Genomic DNA, 21726 nt, shown 5'->3' with positions numbered 1-21726 from the left:
AGCCACCGGTCAGCAGCAGCTCACGCGCTCCGGCGCCTGCAGGTAGGTGAACGAGCTCAGCGCCGTGAAGCCTGCTCGGTGGAACAGCCGCCGGGAGACGGCGTTGCTCTCGACCACCATCGCGAGGCAGGAGGTCGCACCGCGCTGAGCCGCTTCCTGCTGGGCCTGGCGCAGGAGCAGCCGACCGTGGCCTCGCCCTCGGTGTGCGCTCTGGGTGACCAGGCAGTCGATGACCCCGGTGCCGTCGACCACGGTGACCCGAGCGAGCGCCACGAGCGTTCCCTCCTGCCGGACGCCGAGGAAGCTCGACGCTCCTGAGCTGAGGATGCGCGGGGCGAGGCGCCGGTCGCGCGCCAGTCTGCGGTCGCTCCAGCTGAGCCAGGCGTCGAGCCAGTCCGGAGGGAGTTCGGGACCAGCCCGCGTGACCGGGATGAGGTCGCCGCCCGACTCGCCCTCGAGAGCTGCCGGTTCTCCACCGCGAAGCGAGCGGCAGAGGATCCTGCCCGTCAGCGTGGGGGAGTAGCCGAACGCCTCGAGGGCGGCGACGTCGCGGGGATCCGCCGACCCCGTCGCGAGGAACTGGCTGGGGAGCCCACGAACGCGGTATGCCTCCTCGACGGCGCCGAGCGCGAGCTGCGTCTCCTCGGCGGGGCCGAGCATCCACACGCTGTTCGCGCGCCTCGTGAATCCCTCTGCGAATCCGAGGCGCCACCCGCCGATTCGCCGCTCATCCAGAGCGGGCCAGCTCGCCATCAGCGCGGAGGTGGCCTGCGCGACCGTCGGCAGCAGCGCCGGCTCCTCGGTGGCTGGTCCAGGTTCCGCGGTCATGGATTCGAGGCTACGGGCAGGCGAGCAGCCGCGCCAGCATGCTCGGCCGGGACCGCTCGCGACATCGTCTAGCCTGGACGGCGGACCTGACGGCATGCCTCGCTCGCGCGGGACGCAGACGCAGTGACCGCATCCATCGAGCAGGAGGATCCACAGTTGACCAGGCGCATCGTCTTCCTCGACATCGATGGCACGCTCATCGACGAGCGGGAGCACATCCAGCCCTCGACCGTCGAAGCCGTGTCCCGAGCCCGGGACGCGGGACACCTGCTCTTCATCTGCACAGGCCGGTCCCGCGGCGAGATCTACCCGCAGATCCTCGACCTCGGCTTCGATGGGATCGTGAGCGCCGGCGGGAGCTTCGTCTGGCTCGACGGCGAGACCCGCGTCTCGCGGACCATGTCCCTCGAGGACGCCGCGTTCGCCATCGACTTCTTCACGGGCGCCGGCATCGACTTCTACGTGCAGAGCGACGCCGCCGTCGTCGCCAGCCCGGGGTTCCGCGCGCATCTGCGCCAACTCCTCGCGGCCGAGGTCGCCGACTCGAACCGCGTCGAGTCTGACGGCGAGCTGCAGTTCGAGAAGTTCTTCGACGATGGAGGCGAGGTGCTGCGCGACGACATCGGCAAGATGTGCTTCCTGAGCGCGGCCACGTCGATCGCCGAGATCCGCGCCGCTTTCGCGGGGCGCTTCGACGTCATCAACGCCACCGTGCCGGTTCTCGGTCCCCAGAGCGGGGAGCTCCTGCAGCTCGGCGTCAACAAGGGGAGCGCGATTCTCGAGGTCTGCAGGATCCTGGATCTCGACCCGGCTGACACGATCGGCATCGGCGACAGCATCAACGACGTCGAGATGCTCCAGGTCACGGGCATCGGCATCGCCATGGGCAACGCCCCGGACTCCATCAAGGCCCACGCTGACCAGGTCACGACGGGCGTCGACGACAACGGGGTGTGGAACGCGTTCGTCCGCAACGGCCTGATCACCGCAGACGCCTCCGTGGCGCCGACCGCCGCGTACGCCTGAGGCCGATCGCTAGACTGGCCGGCATGCGCATCCTCGTCCTCGGCGGCCCGAACCTCAACCGGCTCGGCACCCGCGAGCCCCAGACCTACGGCACCCAGACCCTGGACGACATCATCGAACTCCTCCGCGAGCGAGCGGGGAGCGGCATCGAGATCGATGCCCGCCAGTCGAACTTCGAAGGGCAGCTCGTCGAGTGGCTGCACGAGGCGGCCGACGCACGCACCCCGGTCATCCTGAATCCCGCAGCCCTCACGCACTACTCGATCGCGTTGCGCGATGCGGTCTCCATCGTGACGGAGACCGGCACCCCGCTCATCGAGGTGCACCTCTCGAACCCCCACGCTCGTGAGGTCTTCCGTCACACGAGTGTCATCTCGCCGGTCGCGACCGGCGTCGTCGCAGGGCTCGGCGCCGGTTCGTACCTCGCCGCGCTCGAGGGCATTCGGGCGATGAGCGAGGCGACGAGGCCCTCTCCAGAGACCCTGCACTAGACTTCTCCGGGGCCGCTGGGGCAAACGCCTCGCGCCGACAGCTCGCGCGTACCTCAACCAGGTGCCAATAACTGAAGAATCCCGCAGCACCGCGGGATGGACACGGAGAAACTTCCATGGCAACTACGGCAGACATCAAGAACGGCGTTGTACTCCTCATCGAGAAACAGCTCTGGCAGGTCATCGACTTCCAGCACGTGAAGCCCGGCAAGGGCGGTGCGTTCGTGCGCACCAAGCTCAAGCAGGTCGTCAGCGGCAAGACCGTCGACCGCACGTTCAACGCTGGCGCCAAGATCGAGACCGCGACCGTCGACCGGCGCGACTTCCAGTACCTCTACCGCGACGGAGACGGCTACGTCTTCATGGACCAGAGCGACTACGACCAGATCACGCTCGACGAGAAGATCGTCGGCGACGCCGCGAAGTACATGCTCGAGCAGCAGAGCGTGCAGATCGCGCTCAACGAGGGCGAGCCTCTCTACATCGAGCTCCCGCCGTCCGTGGTCCTCGAGATCACGTACACGGAGCCGGGCCTCCAGGGCGACCGCTCGAACGCCGGCACGAAGCCTGCGACCGTCGAGACGGGTGCCGAGATCCAGGTCCCGCTCTTCCTGAACGCCGGCACCAAGGTCAAGATCGACACCCGCACGGGCGACTACCTGGGCCGCGTCAACGACTAGTGAGCGCGCGCACGAAGGCGCGCAAGCGCGCCATGGACATCCTGTTCGCATCGGATGTTCGGGGGACCCCGATTCCGGAGCTCCTCGGACAGGAGGCGGAACGGGCAGCAGATGAGCCCGACCGTGCCGCGAGCTGGCGCTACGCCAGGGAGATCGTGCTCGGTGTCATCGAGCACGCCGACGAGATCGACGGCTACATCGTCGAGACGGCCCGCGACTGGACGCTCGAGCGCATGCCGGCCCTTGACAGGTCGATCCTCAGGGTCGCCATCTGGGAGCTCAAGTACAACGACGAGATCCCCGCTGCGGTCGCCATCACCGAGGCGGTCAGCGCAGCTGGCGAGTACTCGACGGATGCCTCGGGCAAGTTCATCCACGGAGTGCTCGGCCGCATCAGCGAGCAGTAGCCCGGTGCTAGGCTGGTGGCCTGGGTCGATGCCGCGAGAGCGGTGGCGACCCAGGCCCCAGTCGGGTTCCGGCCGACCGGATTCCCTGCAGCTCGCCTGCAGTCCCGGCGGCTCCAGTCCAGACATCCTTTAACACCGTCCAGTGAGGCGGGGAAGGAGGTCGACGTGTCCCAGCGAACCGTGCTGAATCACGACGACGTTCACAGAGCCCTCGTGCGCATCGCGCACCAGATCCTCGAGCAGAACCGCGGGTCCAAAGACCTGCTCCTGCTCGGCATCCCGAGCCGCGGAGTTCCTCTCGCGAAGCGCCTCGCCAGCCTCATCGCTGGCTTCGAGGCCTCGAACGGAACCCACGTCGAAGCCGGCGATATCGCCGGTGCTCTCGACGTCACGATGTACCGCGACGACCTGCGGAGGGGCCCGGCTCGCGTCTCGCAGCCGACGCACATCCCCGTCGGCGGCATCGACGGCAAGACGATCGTGCTCGTCGACGACGTGCTCTTCTCGGGTCGGACCGTGCGCGCTGCGCTCGACGCGCTGAGCGACACCGGCCGCCCGCGCGCCGTGCAGCTGGCCGTGCTCGTCGACCGAGGCCACCGGGAGCTGCCCATCCGCGCCGACTACGTGGGCAAGAACCTGCCATCCGCACGGAGCGAGCGAATCGGCGTGGAGCTCACCGAGCTCGACGGCGGCGACCGCGTGGTCATCACGGACGGAGCTCGCGCATGAAGCACCTGCTCTCCACGAAGGGCATGTCGCGCGACGACGCCATCATGCTCCTCGACATGGCCGAGGACATGTCCGACGTCGGCGACCGCGAGGTGAAGAAGCTCCCCGCCCTGCGCGGTATCACCGTCGTCAACCTGTTCTACGAGGACTCGACGCGCACGCGGATCTCCTTCGAGGCCGCCGAGAAGCGCCTGTCCGCCGACGTCATCAACTTCGGGGCCAAGGGCTCGAGCGTCTCGAAGGGAGAATCGCTCAAGGACACGGCCCAGACCCTCAAGGCCATCGGCGCCGACGCCGTCGTCATCCGGCACCCCTCGAGCGGGGCCCCGCAGCTGCTGGCCGAGCGCGACTGGATCGACGCCCCCATCCTCAACGCCGGCGACGGCATGCACGAGCATCCGACGCAGGCCCTGCTCGACGCCTTCACGCTGCGCCGACGTGTCCACGGGCGCGCTGCGGCACGCGGCAAGGGCCTCGACGGCTGCCACGTCGTGATCGTCGGCGACATCCTGCACTCCCGTGTCGCCAGGTCGAACGTCTGGCTCCTGACCACGCTCGGCGCCGAGGTCACGCTCGTCGGACCCCCGACGCTCGTCCCGGTCCGCACGGAGGCCTGGCCAGCGACCATCACGAGCGACCTCGACGGCGCGCTCGCGACCAAGCCAACCGCGGTCATGCTCCTGCGCATCCAAGCTGAGCGGATGCACGACGCGTTCTTCCCGAACACCAGGGAGTACGCGAAGAACTGGGGCCTCGGTGAGGCCCGCTTCCGAAGCCTGCCCGAGACTACGATGGTCATGCATCCGGGCCCGATGAACCGAGGCCTGGAGATATCCTCCATCGCCGCCGACTCACCGCAGTCGACAGTGCTCGAGCAGGTCGCGAACGGCGTCGCCGTCCGCATGGCAGCGCTCTACGTGCTCTGCTCAGGCGAACGTGCGGGGAGCGGCTCGTGAACCAGGGCCAAGGAAACGAGAGAGGCACCATGACCACGCTGTACCGAGGCGCCCAGCTGCTTGGCGTCGACCCCGTCGACGTCCTCGTCAGCGGGACGACGATCACCGAGGTCGCGCCGGCCGGCACGATCGGCGTCGAGAGCGTGGAGAGCGTGATCGATGTCGAGGGACTCGTCCTGCTCCCCGGGCTCGTCGACCTCCACACCCACCTGCGCGAGCCGGGCTTCGAGTCGAGCGAGACCGTCCTGACCGGCACACGCGCAGCGGCCTTCGGCGGCTACACGACGGTGTTCGCAATGGCGAACACCTCACCGGTGCAGGACACCGCCGGCGTCGTCGAGGCGGTAGCGGCGCTCGGCCGATCCGCCGGCTACGCCGACGTGCGACCGATCGGCGCCGTCACGGTCGGGCTCGGGGGAGAGCAGCTCTCGGAGATCGGGGCGATGGCCCAGTCGAACGCCGAGGTCCGGGTGTTCTCGGACGACGGCAAGTGCGTCTTCGACCCCCTGATCATGCGCCGCGCACTCGAATACGTGAAGGCCTTCGGCGGCGTCGTAGCACAGCACGCGCAGGACCCGCGCCTCACGGCCGGCGCGCAGATGAACGAGGGCGCCCTCTCCGCAGAGCTCGGTCTCGGCGGGTGGCCCGCCGTCGCCGAATCGTCGATCATCGCGCGCGACGCGCTCCTCGCCGACCACGTCGGGTCGCGCCTCCACGTCTGCCACGTCTCGACCAGGGAGGGCGTCGACGTCGTCCGCTGGGCCAAGTCGCGAGGCATCGACATCACTGCGGAGGTCACGCCTCACCACCTCCTGCTGACCGAGGAGCTCGTCCGCGGCTACGACGCGAGGTTCAAGGTCAACCCGCCGCTGCGCACCCAGGACGACGTGATCGCCGTGCGCGAGGCGCTCGCCGACGGCACGATCGACATCGTCGCAACCGACCACGCACCGCACCCGGTTGACGCCAAGGAGACCGAGTGGGATCAGGCTGCGATGGGCATGGTGGGACTCGAGTCAGCCCTGCGCGTCGTGCAGCACACCATGGTCGACACCGGCGCGCTCACGTGGGCGGACGTCGCCCGGATCATGTCGGAGACCCCAGCCCGAATCGGCGGCGATGCCATCTCAGGCCGCCCCGTCGCGGCCGGCGAGCTCGCCAACCTCGTCTTCTACGACCCCGCTCCCACCGCCGACTTCACGACGGACTCGCTCGGCGGGAAGAGCATCAACTCGCCCTTCCTCGGCATGCCGCTGCCCGGCCGGGTCGTGCACACGGTCTACCGGGGCACACGCACCTTGGACGATGGCGCGCTGCTGTCCGCCGAGGGTGCCGCTGACGCCGCCAAGGCCAGAGCGAAGGACCTCGCCTGATGGACGATCGCGTACTCCCCGCGACACTGACGATCGTCGCCTTCCTCATCATCGTCGTGCTCATGTGGCTCGGCTGGCGACGCCGCGTGCGAGGGCAGGCCGGAATCTCGTCGCCCCTCGAGGCGCCGCACTCGACCCAGCAGCCGCTCGGACACTGGCACGACGTCCACTACGTCTCGACAAGCCGCACTGGCGATGCGCTTGACCGGATCGTCGTGCCCCCGCTCGGCTTCCGAGGACGAGCGGAGGTCACCGTCCTCCGTGAGGGGCCAGTCGTCCGGATCGCCGGCGAACGCGCCTTCTTCATCCCAGCGGGAGACATCGAGGCGACGATCGACGGCACCGTCACGATCGACCGCGTGGTCGAGAACGGCGGCCTGACGATCATCCGCTGGCTCCTGCCCGCCGACGAGCACGCGAACCCGCGCGTGAGCGTCGAGACTTCACTCCGAGTTGTCGACGCCACGGCGCGCGAACAGCTCAAGACCGCGCTGCACTCGCTGCAGCTGACACCAGCCCCCACGACCGAGGAGTCCTCATGACGCCACCAATTCCCGCCGTGCTCGTTCTGGAGGACGGCACGCGATACGAGGGCGACGCCTACGGCGCCGTCGGCGAGACGCTTGGCGAGGTCGTCTTCTCGACAGGCATGACCGGCTACCAGGAGACCCTGACCGACCCGAGCTACGCGGGCCAGATCGTCGTGCAGACGGCTCCGCACATCGGCAACACCGGCGTCAACGACGAGGACATGGAGTCGCGCCAGATCTGGGTCGACGGCTACGTCGTGCGCGACCCCTCCCGCGTCGTCTCCAACTGGCGCGCAGAGGACACCCTCGAGAACGCGCTGACGTCGACGAGCATCGTCGGCATCTCCGGTGTCGACACTCGGGCGCTCACGCGCCGCATCCGCAGCGAAGGCTCGATGCGAGGCGGCATCTTCTCGGGAGACGCGGCCGCGACCGACGACGACACCCTGCTCGAGAAGGTGCGCTCCCAGCCGACCATGGCGGGACGCAACCTCAGCGACCTCGTCTCCACGCCGAAGGCCGTCGTGCACCCCTCCACGGGAGCCGAGCGCATCGGATCCGTCGCGATCATCGACCTCGGCATCAAGACCGCGACGATCAAGGCGCTCGCCGAACGCGGCTTCGACGTGCACGTGCTCCCGCACGCCACGACGATCGAGCAGCTCCGCGAGCTCGCACCGACCGCCGTCTTCTACTCGAACGGACCGGGAGACCCTGCCTCGAGCGAGGCCCACGTCGAGCTGCTCCGCAACGTCCTCCGCGACGGGACGCCCTTCTTCGGCATCTGCTTCGGCAACCAGCTGCTCGGCCGCGCACTCGGGTTCGACACCTACAAGCTCCCCTTCGGGCACCGCGGCATCAACCAGCCCGTCGTGGACACGTTCTCGGGACGCATCGAGATCACCGCGCAGAACCACGGCTTCGCGGTCCAGGCGCCCCTCGACGGGCCCGTCGAGACGCCAGCAGGCTTCGGGCGCGCCCAGGTGAGCCACATCGGACTGAACGACCAGGTCGTCGAAGGCCTCCGCTGCCTCGACATCCCGGCGTTCAGCGTGCAGTTCCACCCAGAGGCGGCGGCGGGCCCCCACGACTCCGCGCCGCTCTTCGACCAGTTCAGGGAGATGGTGCTCGAGCACCTCGCCTCCCCATCCACCCACACCAACGGCCAGGAGAACGCGTAAGCATGCCAAAGCGCTCAGATATCTCAAGCGTCCTCGTCATCGGCTCCGGCCCCATCGTCATCGGCCAGGCTGCCGAGTTCGACTACTCGGGCACGCAGGCCTGCCGAGTGCTCCGCGAGGAGGGCGTCCGCGTCATCCTCGTGAACTCGAACCCCGCGACGATCATGACCGACCCGGACTTCGCAGACGCCACCTACGTCGAGCCGATCACCCCCGACATCATCGAGTCGATCATCATCAAGGAACGCCCCGACGCGATCCTCCCCACCCTCGGCGGACAGACGGCGCTCAACGCCGCCATCGCCCTCCACGAGCAGGGCATCCTCGAGCGCCACGGTGTCGAGCTCATCGGCGCCAAGGTCGAGGCCATCCGCCGCGGCGAGGACCGCCAGATCTTCAAGGACCTCGTCATCGAGGCCGGCGCAGAGGTCGCGCGCTCGCACATCGCGACGAGCGTCGAGCAGGCCATCGGCTTCGCCGAGGACCTCGGCTACCCGCTCGTCGTGCGGCCGTCCTTCACGATGGGCGGCCTCGGTTCGGGCTTCGCCTACAACGAAGAGGACCTGATCCGCTTCGTCGCCGATGGAGTCCAGTCGAGCCCGACCGGCGAGGTGCTCCTCGAGGAGTCGATCCTCGGCTGGAAGGAATACGAGCTCGAGCTCATGCGCGACACGGCCGACAACACGGTCGTCGTCTGCTCCATCGAGAACGTCGACCCGGTGGGCGTCCACACGGGCGACTCCATCACGGTCGCCCCGGCCCTCACGCTCACCGACCGCGAGTACCAGCGCCTTCGCGACATCGGCATCGCGATCATCCGCCTCGTCGGCGTCGACACGGGTGGATGCAACATCCAGTTCGCCATCGACCCCTCGAACGGCCGCATCATCGTCATCGAGATGAACCCGCGCGTCTCCCGCTCGTCGGCGCTCGCCTCGAAGGCCACGGGCTTCCCGATCGCGAAGATCGCCGCCAAGCTGGCGATCGGCTACCGCCTCGACGAGATCCCGAACGACATCACGAAGGTGACGCCCGCCAGCTTCGAGCCGACGCTCGACTACGTGGTCGTCAAGGTGCCGCGCTTCAACTTCGAGAAGTTCCCCGCCGCCGACACGACGCTGACGACGACCATGAAGTCGGTCGGCGAGGCCATGGCCATCGGCCGCAACTTCTCGACGGCGCTGCAGAAGGCGCTGCGGTCGCTGGAGAAGCGAGGGTCCTCCTTCACCTGGGCTGCCGACGAGGCTTCGGTCGATGAACTGCTCGAGATCATCAAGGTCCCGACCGACGGCCGAATCGTCAACGTCCAGCGCGCGCTCTGGAAGGGTGCGACGCCGGAGCAGGTCTTCGAGTCCACGGCGATCGACCCCTGGTTCATCGACCAGATCGTGCTCATCAACGAGGTGGCCGATCAGATCGCCTCCGCCGACGTCGTCGACGCGCGGCTCCTCCGCAACGCCAAGCGACACGGGTTCTCGGACGCGCAGATCGCCGAGCTTCGCGGGCTCAGCGAGGACGAGGTCCGCGCCATCCGCCACAACTTCGGTGTGCGCCCGGTCTTCAAGACGGTCGACACGTGCGCCGGCGAGTTCCCCGCATTCACGCCCTACCACTACTCCAGCTACGACCAGGAGTCGGAGGTCACCCCGAGCGACCGGCGGAAGGTCATCATCCTCGGCTCCGGCCCGAACCGGATCGGCCAGGGCATCGAGTTCGACTACTCGTGTGTGCACGCGTCGTTCGCACTCTCGGACGCCGGCTTCGAGACCATCATGATCAACTGCAACCCGGAGACGGTCTCGACCGACTACGACACGAGCGACCGGCTGTACTTCGAGCCGCTCACGCTCGAGGACGTGCTGGAGATCGTCGAGGTCGAGCGCGGAGCAGGCGAGCTGCTCGGCGTCGTCGTGCAGCTCGGCGGTCAGACGGCACTCGGCCTCGCGAAGGGCCTCGAGGCCGCTGGCGTGCCGATCCTCGGCACCAGCCCCGCCGCCATCGATCTCGCGGAGGAACGCGGCCTGTTCTCGGGTGTCCTCGACCGCGCTGGCCTGATCTCCCCGGAGAACGGCACGGCGACCGACCTCGACGGCGCGCTCGAAGTGGCCACCGGCATCGGCTACCCGGTCCTCGTCCGCCCGAGCTTCGTGCTCGGTGGCCGAGGCATGGAGATCGTCTACGACGCCGAGCAGATGCGTGACTACTTCTCGCGCATCGAGGGCCAGGCGATCGTCGGTCCCGCCCACCCGCTGCTCGTCGACCGCTTCCTCGACGAGGCGACCGAGATCGACGTCGACGCGCTGTTCGACGGCGACGAGCTGTACATCGGCGGCATCATGGAGCACATCGAGGAGGCGGGCATCCACTCGGGCGACTCGGCCTGCACGCTGCCTCCCGTCACGCTCTCGAGCGCCGTCCTCAACAACGTCCGCGACGCGACACTGGCCATCGCGGAGGGCGTCGGGGTGCGCGGCCTGCTCAACGTCCAGTTCGCCCTCTCCGGAGGAAAGCTCTACGTGCTCGAGGCCAACCCGCGTGCCTCCCGGACCGTGCCCTTCGTCTCCAAGGCGCTTGGAACCCAGCTCGCCAAGGCCGCCGCACGCGTCATGACCGGCGTGAGCATCGCGGAGCTCAAGGCGGAAGGCCTCCTGCGCGAGCAGGACGGCACGCACCAGCCTGCGTCGAGTCCCGTCGCGGTGAAGGAAGCAGTGCTCCCGTTCAAGCGCTTCCGTACAAAGGACGGCCGCATCGTCGACTCGCTGCTCTCCCCGGAGATGCGCTCGACCGGCGAGGTCATGGGCATCGACACGGACTTCCCGACCGCCTTCGCGAAGAGCCAGCTCGCCGCCTACGGTGGCCTCCCGAAGTCGGGCACGGTCTTCGTGTCCGTCTCCGACCGCGACAAGCGCGCCATCGTCCTGCCCGTCGCGAAGTTCGTGGAACTCGGGTTCTCGATCGCCGCCACCGAGGGCACCGCAGCGGTCCTCGCCCGCCACGGCATCTCGGCGAAGGTCGTCGGCAAGTTCACCCCGGACTCTCCGGATGGAACGACGCCGGGCCAGGACCGCAACATCGTGGACATGATCCACGGGGGAGAGGTCGACATGGTCATCAACACCCCATCCGGCCGGGCGTCTCGAGCCGATGGCTACGAGATCCGCATGGCTGCGGTCTCCGCCGACCTGCCGATCTTCACGACGATCTCGGAGCTCTCCGCCGCCGTCGGCTCCCTCTCCGCTCTCCGCAGCGGATTCACCGTCACGAGCCTGCAGGAGTACAACACCCAGAGGGGGGAAAGCTAGTTGACTGCAGCGATGGCGTCGCGTGCTGGAGTGGGCGGGTTCGGCCCGCGACTCCAGCACGCCGTGGAGGAGCGGGGCCGACTCTGCGTCGGCATCGATCCGCATGAGTTCCTGCTCGCCTCGTGGGGGCTGCCCGACACCGCGACCGGAGCCGAGGAGTTCGGCCTTCGCGTCGTCGAGGCCGCTGCCGGGCGCGTCGGCGTCGTCAAACCGCAGATCGCCTTCTTCGAGCGCTTCGGCTCTGCGGGTTTCTCGGCGCTCGAGTCCGTCCTCGCGGCGGCTCGGGACGCGGGCCTGCTCGTGATCGCCGACGTCAAGCGCGGCGACGTCGGCACGACCCTCGAGGCCTACGCGAAGGCCTGGCTCGAAGCGGGGTCTCCGCTCGAGGCCGACGCGATGACGGTGAACCCCTACCAGGGCTTCGACTCGCTCGCCGCGGCGCTCGAGCTCGCCGAGCGGCTCGGCAAGGGGCTGTTCGTGCTCGCTGCGACGTCGAACCCAGAGTCGACCTCGATCCAGACGGCTCGCCGTGATCGTGGAACGCAGCGCGGTGAGACCGTCGCGGGAGGCATCGCCAATCGTGCGGTCGCCTGGAACGCGCAGCACGCGAGCGGTGACCTCGGCTCGGTCGGGGTCGTCCTCGGCGGCACCGTCGACTTCGACACCCTCGGCGTCGACCTCCCCGCCCTCGGCGGTGCACCCCGTACCCCGATCCTCGCTCCGGGCTTCGGCCACCAGGGGGCCGAGTTCGCGCAGATCAGAAGCACGTTCGGTGCAGCCACCGAATCACTCATCGTGAACGTCTCCCGGAGCGTCCTGGCTGCAGGACCCGATGGCATCGCCGGCGCCATCGACCAGCAGACCGCAGAGCTGGAGAACGCCCTCTCATGACCCAGGTGCCACCCCCCGTCGACCGCGTCGCCGCTTCCAGGGCCGCGGTCCTCGCCCGCCAGGCCCGCGCGGAGGTCAAGCGAGCGCTCGCGACCGGCGCTCGCAGCCCCATCTCGGTGCTCGACGCGAGCCAGTTCCCGGAACACGCAGCCGAGCACTCGCTGCGCGTGACCCAGTTCCTGCTGAGCATCCCGCACATCGGAGCCACCAAGCAGGCCCGCATCCTCGAGGAGCTGGCCATCTCGCCGTCCAAGCGCCTCGGTGGGCTCGGCCGCAACCAGCGCATCCGCCTCCGCGCCTTCCTGGAGGAACGACTCGGTGCGCAGAGCACCGGGAATCGCCTCGTGGTCCTGGCTGGCCCCACGGCAGTCGGCAAGGGCACGGTCGCCAACTACATCCGCGAGCACTACCCGGAAGTGGAGCTCTCCGTCTCCGCCACGACGCGCTCACCCCGGCCCGGCGAGGTTGACGGCGTCAACTACCACTTCACCGACGACGCCGGCTTCGACCGGCTCGTCGATCAGGAGCAGCTGCTCGAGTACGCGACCGTCCACAACGCCTTCAGGTACGGCACTCCGCGCGGCCCCATCGACGAAGCCATCTCCTCCGGCCGATCCGTCCTGCTCGAAATCGACATTCAGGGCGCCAGACAGGTCAGATCGCGCATGCCTGAGGCTAGACTGGTATTTTTGTTGCCTCCGAGCTGGGACGAGCTCGTGCGGCGCCTCGTGGGGCGCGGCACGGAATCACCCGAAGAACAGGCTCGGCGCCTCGAAACCGCGAAGATCGAACTCGCCGCCCAGGACGAGTTCGATGCACTGGTCGTCAACGACTCCGTGCCTGAGGCTGCGGCACGCGTAGTCGAACATCTGGGACTGAACAAGGAGCACGCATGATTGAGAAGCCCAAGGGCATCATTGACCCGCCCATGGACGAGCTGCTGCAGCGCGTCGACAACAAGTACCAGCTGGTCATCTTCGCATCGCGTCGCGCGCGTCAGATCAACGACTACTACTCCGACCTGCACGACGGTGCGATCTACCAGAACGTCGGCCCGCTGATCGACTCCTCGATCGACGACAAGCCGCTCTCGATCGCGCTGCACGAGATCAACGAGCAGAAGATCGTCATGGTCGAGGCGCGTCCGCTCGAGACGCCGGACGACGTCATCGTCTTCGACGACGAGATCAACTTCGAAGACGACGCACCGCAGGCCTAGCACGACCGTGAGCGAGATCGCTGGCGCGCATCCGGCTGCCGCCCACCAGACCGATGCGTCTGACGGGCAGCCGATGCGCGTCGTCATCGGCGTGACAGGCGGCATCGCCGCCTACAAGGCGGTGCAGGTCATCCGCGATCTCGTTCTCCTCGGCCATCACGTCGACGTCGTGCCCACGGAGTCCGCGCTGCGGTTCGTGGGCCGTCCGACGTTCGAGGCCATCTCGCGCAATCCCGTTCGAACCGACGTCTTCGACGACGTCGCGGAGGTTCGGCACGTCGCGCTCGGCCAGCAGGCTGATGTCATCGCCGTCGTGCCGACGACCGCGAACTCCATGGCGAAGATCGCCGCCGGTCTCTCCGACGACCTGCTCGGCACGACGATCCTGGCGTCGACGGCCCCGCTCATCCTCGCGCCAGCCATGCACACGGAGATGTGGCTCAACCCGGCGACGCAGGCCAACGCGGCCCGTCTCGACGCACGTGGAGTGGTGCTCGTCGGTCCGGCCGACGGACAGCTGACCGGCAACGACTCCGGGCCAGGTCGCCTGGCGGAGCCCTCCGAGATCGTTGCGACGATCCTGAGCGCCGGACGCGGCGAACGTCGACGCCGCCGCGAGGCGGAACTGGTGAGCGACCTCCGCGGGAGGCGAGTCCTCATCACTGCAGGAGGCACCCGCGAGCCGCTCGACCCCGTGCGGTTCATCGGCAACCGATCGAGCGGGAGGCAGGGCTTCGCTCTCGCTGAGCGTGCCCTCGCGCGTGGCGCTGAGGTCACCCTCGTCGCCGCCAACGCGGAGGTCCGGCCACCCGACGGGGTCAAGCTCGTCACCGTCTCGAGCGCGCAGCAGCTCGCGCAGGCCTGCGCCGAGATCGCCCCACGTCACGATGTCGTCATCATGGCCGCGGCGGTCGCGGACTACCGGCCACTGACCGTCGCCGAGGGCAAGATCAAGAAGGAGCAGGCGGGCGAGGAGCTGACGCTCACCTTCACCCGCAATCCCGACATCCTGCAGGATCTGTCCGCGTCACGTGGTGCCGATCAGGTCATCATCGGCTTCGCGGCCGAGACGGAGACCGACGACGCTGCGCTCCTCGAGCTCGGTCGGGCCAAGATCGCGAGGAAGGGATGCGACTACCTCGTCGTCAACAGGGTCGGCTGGAGCCTCGGCTTCCAGTCGGACGACAACTCGGTCTTCATCCTCGCAGCGTCTGGCGACGTTGTCTCGCGTCACACTGGCGACAAGATGTCGGTGGCCGATGTCATCCTGGATCTGCTCGCCAACGTATAGTCACGCCGGCGTCGCCAACCAGCAGCCGCAACACTCACCGCAAGGGGTTCTTCTTGTCTTCTCTTCGCCTGTTCACCTCTGAGTCGGTCACCGAGGGTCACCCCGACAAGATCTGCGACCAGATCTCCGACCGCATCCTCGACGACCTCCTGACCCAGGACCCGGCGTCCCGCGTCGCCGTCGAGACGCTCGTGACGACGGGCCAGGTGCACGTCGCCGGTGAGGTCACGACCAAGGCGTACTCCGACATCGCCGGCATCGTCAGACGCACCATCAGCGAGATCGGCTACACGTCGAGCGACGTCGGCTTCGACGGCTCCTCGTGCGGCGTCTCGATCTCGGTCGGAGAGCAGTCTCCCGAGATCGGCGAGGGCGTGACGACCTCGTTGGAGCACCGCTCCGAGAGCTCGGAAGACGCGATCGCCAAGCAGGGCGCGGGAGACCAGGGCATCATGTTCGGCTACGCGACCCGAGAGACCGAAGCCCTCATGCCGTTGCCGATCCACCTCGCGCACCAGCTCGCGCAGCAGCTCGCGGCCGTCCGGAAGTCCGGCGAGGTCGCCTACCTGCGCCCAGACGGCAAGACGCAGGTCACCGTCGGCTACGAGGGGAGCGTGCCCCGTTCCATCGAGACCGTCGTGGTCTCCACGCAGCACGACCCTGGCCTCGAGCAGGCGCAGATCCGCGAAGACGTCATCAGGCACGTCGTCCGCCCGGTGCTGGAGCGCAACGGCTTCGCTGACGCCGAGCCCACCTTCCTCGTCAACCCGTCAGGCAGCTTCATCGACGGAGGGCCCCGCGCCGACGCTGGCCTGACCGGACGCAAGATCATCGTCGACACCTACGGCGGCATGGCGCGCCACGGTGGCGGCGCCTTCAGCGGCAAGGACCCCTCGAAAGTCGACCGTTCGGCCGCGTACGCCATGCGATGGGTGGCGAAGAACGCCGTCGCTGCGGGACTCGCCGATCGCCTCGAAGTGCAGATCGCGTACGCCATCGGCAAGGCTGAGCCGGTCGGCCTCTACGTCGAGAGCTTCGGCACCGGCACGGTGGCGGACGCCACGATCATCGAGGCGATCCTCTCGACGTTCGATCTCCGCCCAGGTGCGCTCGTCGAGGACCTCGACCTGCGTCGCCCGATCTACGCCCAGACCTCCGCCTACGGCCACTTCGGTCGCGAGCTGCCCGACTTCACGTGGGAGCGCACCGACCGGGCCGAGGAGCTCCGCCGAGCCGCTGGTCTCTGATCGCAGAGCCAGCTGTGGACGACACCCTGCCGAGGGTCGCGCGCGTCGTCGTCGCCTCCCCGCTTCCGCAGCTCGACCGGGAGCTCGAGTACGAGATCCCCGTCGAGCTGCGCGGGAGCATCGGCGTCGGAATGCGGGTTGCGGTTCCGCTTCGCACCTCGAACCGCCAGTTGCAGGGGTTCGTCGTGGCCGTCGAGCGAGTCGCCGAGTACACGGGCAAGCTCGCGCCGATCATCGAGCTCGTCTCGACTGCCAGGGTACTCACGCCCGAGATCGCCGGCCTCGCCCGGGCCGTCGCCGACCGGCAGGCCGGATGCGCGGCGGACGTGCTGCGCCTCGCCATCCCGGCGAGGTCCGTGCGCGTCGAGCAGCGCTGGCTGGAGGCACGCGCCCAGGCAGCTCCAGCGACGGCGGAAGCTCCTGGCGGCGAGGACGCGCCGTCGAGCGATGCCGACGAGCCCGCGTCCATAGCGGACGAGCTCCACGATGCCCCGGAGGCGACGCTCGCTCCCATGTACGGGGCAGAGGCAGCCGACCTGCTCGGACGGGGTCCGGCGGCGAGGTTCGCGGTCGACGCCCCGGTCGGCGTCGACGGGGGAGTTCCCCGCTCGCTCCTCGCCCTCGCAGCGATCTCAGCGGTTCGCGTCGCCGCCGGGCAGTCCGTCATCCTGGCGGTCCCCGACTACCGCGACGTCGAGCTGGCCCTGCGCGCGCTCGGCAGGTTCCTCGATGCCGGGCGGGTCCGCCGCCTCGACACCCGCGCCAAGCCCGCCGACCGCTACGCGGCGTTCCTCGCCTGCCTCGACGAGACACCGGGTGTCGTCGTCGGCACGAGGAGCGTCATCTACGCTCCAGCCTCGAACCTCGGGGCCGTACTCGTCTGGGACGACGGCGACGAGAGCTTCACCGAGCAGCTCGCGCCATATGCCAGCACCCGCGATGTCGCCCTGCTCCGCGCTGAGCGCGAGTCGCTCACGCTCATCTTCGCGGCGCACACCCCGAGCCTGGAGGTCGCCCGCCTCGTGGGCATGCGGTGGCTCACTCCGGTGCCGCTCGCGCGACCGGAGGCTCCCAAGGTCATCTCGGGCAGCCAGGCTCTCGCCGAGGAGACGCCGGCGGCGCACGCGCGCATCCCAGCGCTCGCCTGGCAGGAGGCGAGGCGCGCGCTCGAGCACGGGCCGGTGCTGCTCCAGGTCGTGCGTGCCGGCTACATCCCGAGCCTCAGCTGCGCCAGGTGTCGCACGCCAGCTCGCTGCACGGTCTGCGGCGGAGCCCTCGAGTACTCGCGTCCGGGAGCGCCCCCTTCCTGCAGGGTGTGCGACGCCCTCCATCCCGAGTGGCAGTGTCCCGAGTGCGGCGACCGGCGCCTCCGGAACACGTCACTCGGCGCGGAGCGGACCGCAGAGGAGCTCGGACGCGCCTTCCCCGGCACTCGTGTCGTCGTGGCCGATGGAGCCTCAGAGACCGTGACGATCGACGACCGCCCCTGTCTCGTCGTGGCAACGCGCGGCGCCGAGCCGGTTCCGAGCTCCGGCTACGCCGGCATCGTCCTGCTCGACACGGAGCGCTCGCTCGCTCAGGAGCGCCTCGACGCTGGCGTCGACGCGCTCCGCGGATGGTCGAACGCCGCGGCGCTGGCTTCGGGCGGCGCCAAGGTCGTCATCGTGGGAGCCGACAATCCGGCAGCGCACGCGCTCCGCACCTGGCAGCAGCCAGCCTTCTCGACGCGCGAGCTCGAGGAGCGGCGCGATCTCCACTTCCCACCGGCGATTCGCGTCGCCGCCATCTCCGGGAGCGACGAGGAAGTCCGCCACGCCATTGCGAGCGTCGAGGCCTCCGCCGAGCTCAAGCAGGCTGGGGCCATGCAGATCCTCGGACCGACGCCCCAGGAGGTCGGAAGCCGAGCAGTTCTCAAGTTCAGCTACTCGCTCGGCGCCCCGCTGGCGAAGCTGCTGAAGAGCGAGCTCGTCCGAGCAGCAACAAGCCGGCGCCCGCGCGTCGCGGGTCGCGGCGGCGGGCACGCCTCGACCCTGCGCGTACGATTTGACCCGCCGGGCATCTTCTGACCCGCGCTCCAGCACCACACTCGCACCAACCTCGAGAGGCACCAGCTATGCGGCTCGTCTTCGCCGGCACCCCATCCACCGCCGTCCCCAGCCTTGAGGCGCTCGTGGACGACGGTCACGAGATCGCGGCGGTCCTCACGCGCGACGATGCCAAGGTGGGTCGTGCGAGGGCGCTCACGCCATCCCCCGTGGCGGCCCGCGCGGCGGAGCTCGGCCTTCGGGTGATCAAGAGCAACCGCATGTCCCCGGACGTGACCGCTGAGCTCGCGAGCCTCGATGCCGAGCTCGGCGTCATCGTCGCCTACGGGGCGCTCATCGACGCCGCGACGCTCGATGTGCCCGGGCGCGGCTGGATCAACCTGCACTTCTCGCTGCTCCCCGACCTGCGCGGCGCCGCCCCGGCCCAGCGTGCCGTCATGCGTGGCGACTCGTCGACGGGTATGACCGTCTTCCAGCTGACGGTCGGCCTCGACGAGGGGCCGGTCTTCGCGACCCAGGCTTCGCCGATCGGCGAGACCGAGACCTCGGGGGAGCTCCTCGAGCGCCTCGCGGGGGAGGGAGCGGCCTTCCTCGCGGAGACGGTGCAGGGGATCAGCGAAGACGCGCTGATCGCCAAACCGCAGGTCGGCGAACCCACCACCGCGGCGAAGCTGCGGAAGCAGGATTCCGCGGTCGACTGGGCGGCTCCGCTCGTGAGCGTGGACGCGCACATCCGCGGCGTGACTCCAGAGCCGGGCGCGGTGGCGCACGTCGACGGACAGCCGTTGCGCATCCTGCGCATCGCACGCCCGAGCGAGGCCATCGACGTGCCGCCGCTTGCACCGGGGCAGCTCGCTGTCGTCGGCCAGGACATCTTCGTCGGCACGGGCACGCAGCCCCTCCAGCTCGTCACGGTCCAGCCCGCCGGGAAGAAGCCGATGCCAGCGCGAGACTGGCTCCGCGGCAGGCGCGATGCCGAGACGCTGGTGCTCGCATGAGCCCGGCCGATGCAGGGGGACGCCGCGGGAACCGCCCCTCGGAGGGCAGGCGGCGCCCTGACCAGCCGACCGCCGGTCGCTCGGTCACTCGCTCACGCCAGGTGGCGTTCGAGGTTCTCAGAGCTGTCGACGAGGACGACGCCTACGCCAACCTCCTGCTTCCGCACCGGATCTCGGCGGCACGGCTCTCCCCGTCGGATGCGGGCCTTGCGACCGAGCTGACCTACGGCACGCTGCGTCGTCGAGGCACGTACGACGCGATCATCGCCGAGGCCTCCGGACGCGACGTCCGCGATATCGACCCGCCGATCCTCGATGTCCTCCGGCTGGGCGCGCACCAGCTGCTCAGCATGCGCACGCCGAGTCACGCTGCGGTCAACGAGTCGGTCGAGCAGGCCGCCCGCATCGCGTCCCGAGGCGCCTCCGGGTTCGTCAACGCCATCCTTCGGAAGATCTCGCGCACCGGACTCGACGAGTGGCTCGACGAGATCACGACGGGGCAGAGCGAGGAGCAGGCTCTCGCGGTGCGCCACTCGCATCCGGACTGGATCGTGCGCGCACTGCGCGACTCGCTCGCGGCGGAAGAGCGCGGCGACGAGCTCGCCGCGACACTCGCCGCCGACAATGTGTCGCCAGCCGTCAGCATCGTGTCCCTCCCCGGCTTCGACACGCCCGGCGAGCTCATCGAGACGAACCCCGATCTCCTCGGGCCAGGCCGAGTCTCGCCTCGCGGGCTGACGCTCGCCTCGGGCGACCCGTCCTGGGTCCCTCAGGTCAAGGCGGGCAGGGCACGCGTCCAGGACGAGGGCTCGCAGCTGGTCACGCTCGCGCTGCTCGAGGCGGCGCCGGTCCTCGCCGGCGAGCGCTGGCTCGACATGTGCGCCGGCCCCGGGGGCAAGGCTGCGCTGCTCGCTGCCAGCGCTACCGAGCTCGGCGCCAAGCTCACCGCCAACGAGCTCGTGCCGGCTCGCGCCGGGCTCGTCCGCACGGCGCTCGCCCCGCTCGCGGCTCCCGTCTCCGTCACCAACGAGGACGGACGCTCATTCGCCGAGAGCCACCCTGGGGAGTTCGATCGGGTCCTCCTCGACGCCCCCTGCACGGGCCTCGGCGCGCTGCGGCGCAGGCCGGAGGCTCGCTGGCGGAAGCAGAGCAGCGACGTGAGCGAGCTCGTCCAGCTGCAGGAGCAGCTGCTCGAGGCGGCGCTCGCCACCGTGAAGCCAGGCGGCATCGTGGCCTACGTCACCTGCTCGCCCCACCAGGCCGAGACGACCGGTGTCGTGCGCCGCGCGGTTCGGCTGTCTGGCGCTGAGGTGCTGGACGCGGCCGCGATCGTGAGCCGTGCCTCGACGACCGGTGAACTGGACCTCGGCGAACGCCCCCTCGGCGACGGCACGCTCGTGCAGCTCTGGCCCCACCGCCACGGCACCGACGCCATGTTCCTCGCTCTCCTGCGCCGAGCACCCGCTCAGCAGGAGACCCCGACCCCGTAGGATCGCCCCGTGAACGCGCGCATCAACCCCAGCATCCTGGCCGCCGACTTCGCCAACTTCGAGCGAGATCTCGGACGCATCGCCTCAGCCGATGCGGCGCACGTCGACGTCATGGACAACCACTTCGTGCCGAACCTCACGTTCGGGCAGCCGATGGTGGAGCGTCTGCAGGAGATCAGCCCCGTGCCGCTCGACCTGCACCTCATGATCGAGGACCCGGACCGCTGGGCTCCCCAGTTCGCGGAGATGGGCGTGTTCTCGGTGACCTTCCATGCGGAGGCCGCGACGAGTCCCGTGACCCTCGCCAAGCGGTTGAAGGAGCGAGGCGCGCGCGCTGGCATCGCCATCAACCCGGCGACGCCCCTCAGCGCCGTCGAGGAGATCCTGCCCCACTTCGACCAGCTGCTCATCATGACCGTGGAGCCCGGCTTCGGAGGTCAGTCCTTCATGGCGGACATGATGCCGAAGCTGGCGAGGGCCGACAGGCTCAGGAAGTCGCACGGCCTCGAGACCTGGCTCCAGGTCGACGGCGGGATCTCGCTCGACACGATCGAGCTCGCGGCAGCGAACGGCGCCGATACCTTCGTCGCCGGATCGGCCGTGTTCCGCGGTGATCCCGGTGAGCAGATCGCGGCGCTGCGCGCCGCTGCAGCGGATGCCCGGCACGCGCACTAGGCGCCAAGCGACTACGCTGTGCCTGTGAAATCCTTCGACACGCTGTTCGCAGAGCTCTCCGAGAAGATCGCCTCCCGACCAGAGGGTTCAGGCACGGTCCGAGAGTTCGACGCGGGCGTGCATACGATCGGGAAGAAGATCGTCGAGGAGGCCGCTGAGGTCTGGATGGCCGCCGAATACGAGAGCGACGAGGAGACGGCTGAGGAGATCTCGCAGCTGCTCTACCATCTGCAGGTCCTCATGCTCGCCAAGGGCCTCACGCTCGACGACGTCTACCGCAACCTCTAGCAGGCACGAGCTCTCCGCTCTCGACCGGCCCGCGCGAGACGTGCGCAGACGCCGGTGACGTCACCGGGCAGCGCGCACC

21 protein-coding genes are annotated in these 21726 nt (G+C 69.2%); 20 read left to right on the top strand and 1 reads right to left on the bottom strand.

Annotated elements, in window-relative coordinates:
• Window positions 1–9 precede the first annotated feature (9 nt).
• On the bottom strand, window positions 10–828 hold the full coding sequence (locus tag C5B99_RS08255) for a GNAT family N-acetyltransferase (protein WP_181064966.1): 819 nt from the start codon (window positions 826–828) through the stop codon (window positions 10–12).
• Window positions 829–951: 123 nt separating this feature from the next.
• Here C5B99_RS08255 and C5B99_RS08250 point away from each other — a divergent pair, with 123 nt between their 5' ends.
• The 20 genes from C5B99_RS08250 to C5B99_RS08155 all read left to right on the top strand — a co-directional run bounded on the left by C5B99_RS08250 (window position 952) and on the right by C5B99_RS08155 (window position 21647).
• On the top strand, window positions 952–1854 hold the full coding sequence (locus tag C5B99_RS08250; RefSeq protein WP_104241276.1) for an HAD family hydrolase: 903 nt from the start codon (window positions 952–954) through the stop codon (window positions 1852–1854).
• Window positions 1855–1877: 23 nt separating this feature from the next.
• Window positions 1878–2345: a type II 3-dehydroquinate dehydratase gene (gene aroQ, locus C5B99_RS08245; protein WP_104241275.1), complete on the top strand. Its 468-nt coding sequence runs from the start codon at window positions 1878–1880 to the stop codon at window positions 2343–2345.
• A 116-nt stretch (window positions 2346–2461) separates the two neighbouring features.
• Window positions 2462–3025: an elongation factor P gene (efp, locus tag C5B99_RS08240; RefSeq protein ID WP_104241274.1), complete on the top strand. Its 564-nt coding sequence runs from the start codon at window positions 2462–2464 to the stop codon at window positions 3023–3025.
• Window positions 3025–3432 carry a transcription antitermination factor NusB gene (gene nusB / locus C5B99_RS08235; RefSeq protein WP_068484434.1) on the top strand — a complete coding sequence of 136 codons (408 nt, stop codon included), beginning with the start codon at window positions 3025–3027 and terminating at the stop codon, window positions 3430–3432. The genes efp and nusB overlap by 1 nt, the downstream gene beginning before the upstream one ends.
• A 165-nt stretch (window positions 3433–3597) precedes the next feature.
• Window positions 3598–4161, top strand: a complete 564-nt coding sequence (gene pyrR, locus C5B99_RS08230; RefSeq protein WP_104241273.1) for a bifunctional pyr operon transcriptional regulator/uracil phosphoribosyltransferase PyrR — start codon at window positions 3598–3600, stop codon at window positions 4159–4161.
• On the top strand, window positions 4158–5117 hold the full coding sequence (locus C5B99_RS08225; RefSeq protein WP_104241272.1) for an aspartate carbamoyltransferase catalytic subunit: 960 nt from the start codon (window positions 4158–4160) through the stop codon (window positions 5115–5117). The genes pyrR and C5B99_RS08225 overlap by 4 nt, the downstream gene beginning before the upstream one ends.
• 29 nt (window positions 5118–5146) lie before the next feature.
• Entirely contained in the window at window positions 5147–6490 is a 1344-nt protein-coding gene (locus C5B99_RS08220) for a dihydroorotase (protein WP_104241271.1), read from the top strand.
• Entirely contained in the window at window positions 6490–7032 is a 543-nt protein-coding gene (locus tag C5B99_RS08215) for a hypothetical protein (RefSeq protein ID WP_104241270.1), read from the top strand. Before C5B99_RS08220 ends, C5B99_RS08215 begins: the two co-directional genes overlap by 1 nt.
• Window positions 7029–8201: a glutamine-hydrolyzing carbamoyl-phosphate synthase small subunit gene (gene carA, locus C5B99_RS08210; protein WP_104241269.1), complete on the top strand. Its 1173-nt coding sequence runs from the start codon at window positions 7029–7031 to the stop codon at window positions 8199–8201. The genes C5B99_RS08215 and carA overlap by 4 nt, the downstream gene beginning before the upstream one ends.
• A 2-nt stretch (window positions 8202–8203) precedes the next feature.
• A complete protein-coding gene (gene carB / locus C5B99_RS08205; protein ID WP_104241268.1) occupies window positions 8204–11503 on the top strand; it encodes a carbamoyl-phosphate synthase large subunit in 3300 nt (1099 codons plus the stop codon).
• Window positions 11504–11515: 12 nt separating this feature from the next.
• A complete protein-coding gene (pyrF, locus tag C5B99_RS08200; RefSeq protein WP_104241267.1) occupies window positions 11516–12394 on the top strand; it encodes an orotidine-5'-phosphate decarboxylase in 879 nt (292 codons plus the stop codon).
• Window positions 12391–13290 (top strand): guanylate kinase, encoded by a 900-nt coding sequence (gmk, locus tag C5B99_RS08195; protein ID WP_104241266.1) that lies wholly within the window; start codon window positions 12391–12393, stop codon window positions 13288–13290. The genes pyrF and gmk overlap by 4 nt, the downstream gene beginning before the upstream one ends.
• Window positions 13287–13613 carry a DNA-directed RNA polymerase subunit omega gene (gene rpoZ, locus C5B99_RS08190; protein WP_068484449.1) on the top strand — a complete coding sequence of 109 codons (327 nt, stop codon included), beginning with the start codon at window positions 13287–13289 and terminating at the stop codon, window positions 13611–13613. Before gmk ends, rpoZ begins: the two co-directional genes overlap by 4 nt.
• Window positions 13614–13686: 73 nt before the next feature.
• A complete protein-coding gene (gene coaBC, locus C5B99_RS08185) occupies window positions 13687–14904 on the top strand; it encodes a bifunctional phosphopantothenoylcysteine decarboxylase/phosphopantothenate--cysteine ligase CoaBC (protein ID WP_104242053.1) in 1218 nt (405 codons plus the stop codon).
• 53 nt (window positions 14905–14957) lie between these two features.
• A complete protein-coding gene (gene metK / locus C5B99_RS08180; RefSeq protein ID WP_104241265.1) occupies window positions 14958–16151 on the top strand; it encodes a methionine adenosyltransferase in 1194 nt (397 codons plus the stop codon).
• A 14-nt stretch (window positions 16152–16165) separates the two neighbouring features.
• Window positions 16166–18217 (top strand): hypothetical protein, encoded by a 2052-nt coding sequence (locus tag C5B99_RS08175; RefSeq protein WP_104241264.1) that lies wholly within the window; start codon window positions 16166–16168, stop codon window positions 18215–18217.
• 47 nt (window positions 18218–18264) lie between these two features.
• Window positions 18265–19194 (top strand): methionyl-tRNA formyltransferase, encoded by a 930-nt coding sequence (locus C5B99_RS08170; protein ID WP_104241263.1) that lies wholly within the window; start codon window positions 18265–18267, stop codon window positions 19192–19194.
• Window positions 19191–20684, top strand: a complete 1494-nt coding sequence (locus C5B99_RS08165; protein WP_104241262.1) for an RsmB/NOP family class I SAM-dependent RNA methyltransferase — start codon at window positions 19191–19193, stop codon at window positions 20682–20684. The genes C5B99_RS08170 and C5B99_RS08165 overlap by 4 nt, the downstream gene beginning before the upstream one ends.
• Window positions 20685–20693: 9 nt before the next feature.
• Entirely contained in the window at window positions 20694–21359 is a 666-nt protein-coding gene (rpe, locus tag C5B99_RS08160; protein ID WP_104241261.1) for a ribulose-phosphate 3-epimerase, read from the top strand.
• Between the two features lie 24 nt (window positions 21360–21383).
• Window positions 21384–21647 carry a phosphoribosyl-ATP diphosphatase gene (locus C5B99_RS08155; RefSeq protein WP_104241260.1) on the top strand — a complete coding sequence of 88 codons (264 nt, stop codon included), beginning with the start codon at window positions 21384–21386 and terminating at the stop codon, window positions 21645–21647.
• Window positions 21648–21726: the final 79 nt, after the last annotated feature.

Origin of the sequence: Pseudoclavibacter sp. Z016, from assembly GCF_002931215.1 — a bacterium.
Classification (GTDB): domain Bacteria; phylum Actinomycetota; class Actinomycetes; order Actinomycetales; family Microbacteriaceae; genus Pseudoclavibacter.
This window is presented reverse-complemented; position numbering and strand designations above follow the sequence as displayed.

Bases quoted from the DNA above. Each gene is read 5' to 3' on its own strand.
- C5B99_RS08220 (WP_104241271.1), top strand. From the start codon at position 5,147: ATGACCACGCTGTACCGAGGCGCCCAGCTGCTTGGCGTCGACCCCGTC.
- aroQ (WP_104241275.1), top strand. From the start codon at position 1,878: ATGCGCATCCTCGTCCTCGGCGGCCCGAACCTCAACCGGCTCGGCACC.
- gmk (WP_104241266.1), top strand. From the start codon at position 12,391: ATGACCCAGGTGCCACCCCCCGTCGACCGCGTCGCCGCTTCCAGGGCC.
- C5B99_RS08165 (WP_104241262.1), top strand. From the start codon at position 19,191: ATGAGCCCGGCCGATGCAGGGGGACGCCGCGGGAACCGCCCCTCGGAG.
- efp (WP_104241274.1), top strand. From the start codon at position 2,462: ATGGCAACTACGGCAGACATCAAGAACGGCGTTGTACTCCTCATCGAG.
- carA (WP_104241269.1), top strand. From the start codon at position 7,029: ATGACGCCACCAATTCCCGCCGTGCTCGTTCTGGAGGACGGCACGCGA.
- pyrF (WP_104241267.1), top strand. From the start codon at position 11,516: ATGGCGTCGCGTGCTGGAGTGGGCGGGTTCGGCCCGCGACTCCAGCAC.
- C5B99_RS08215 (WP_104241270.1), top strand. From the start codon at position 6,490: ATGGACGATCGCGTACTCCCCGCGACACTGACGATCGTCGCCTTCCTC.
- rpoZ (WP_068484449.1), top strand. From the start codon at position 13,287: ATGATTGAGAAGCCCAAGGGCATCATTGACCCGCCCATGGACGAGCTG.
- C5B99_RS08170 (WP_104241263.1), top strand. From the start codon at position 18,265: ATGCGGCTCGTCTTCGCCGGCACCCCATCCACCGCCGTCCCCAGCCTT.
- carB (WP_104241268.1), top strand. From the start codon at position 8,204: ATGCCAAAGCGCTCAGATATCTCAAGCGTCCTCGTCATCGGCTCCGGC.
- coaBC (WP_104242053.1), top strand. From the start codon at position 13,687: ATGCGCGTCGTCATCGGCGTGACAGGCGGCATCGCCGCCTACAAGGCG.
- C5B99_RS08255 (WP_181064966.1), bottom strand. From the start codon at position 828: ATGACCGCGGAACCTGGACCAGCCACCGAGGAGCCGGCGCTGCTGCCG.
- C5B99_RS08225 (WP_104241272.1), top strand. From the start codon at position 4,158: ATGAAGCACCTGCTCTCCACGAAGGGCATGTCGCGCGACGACGCCATC.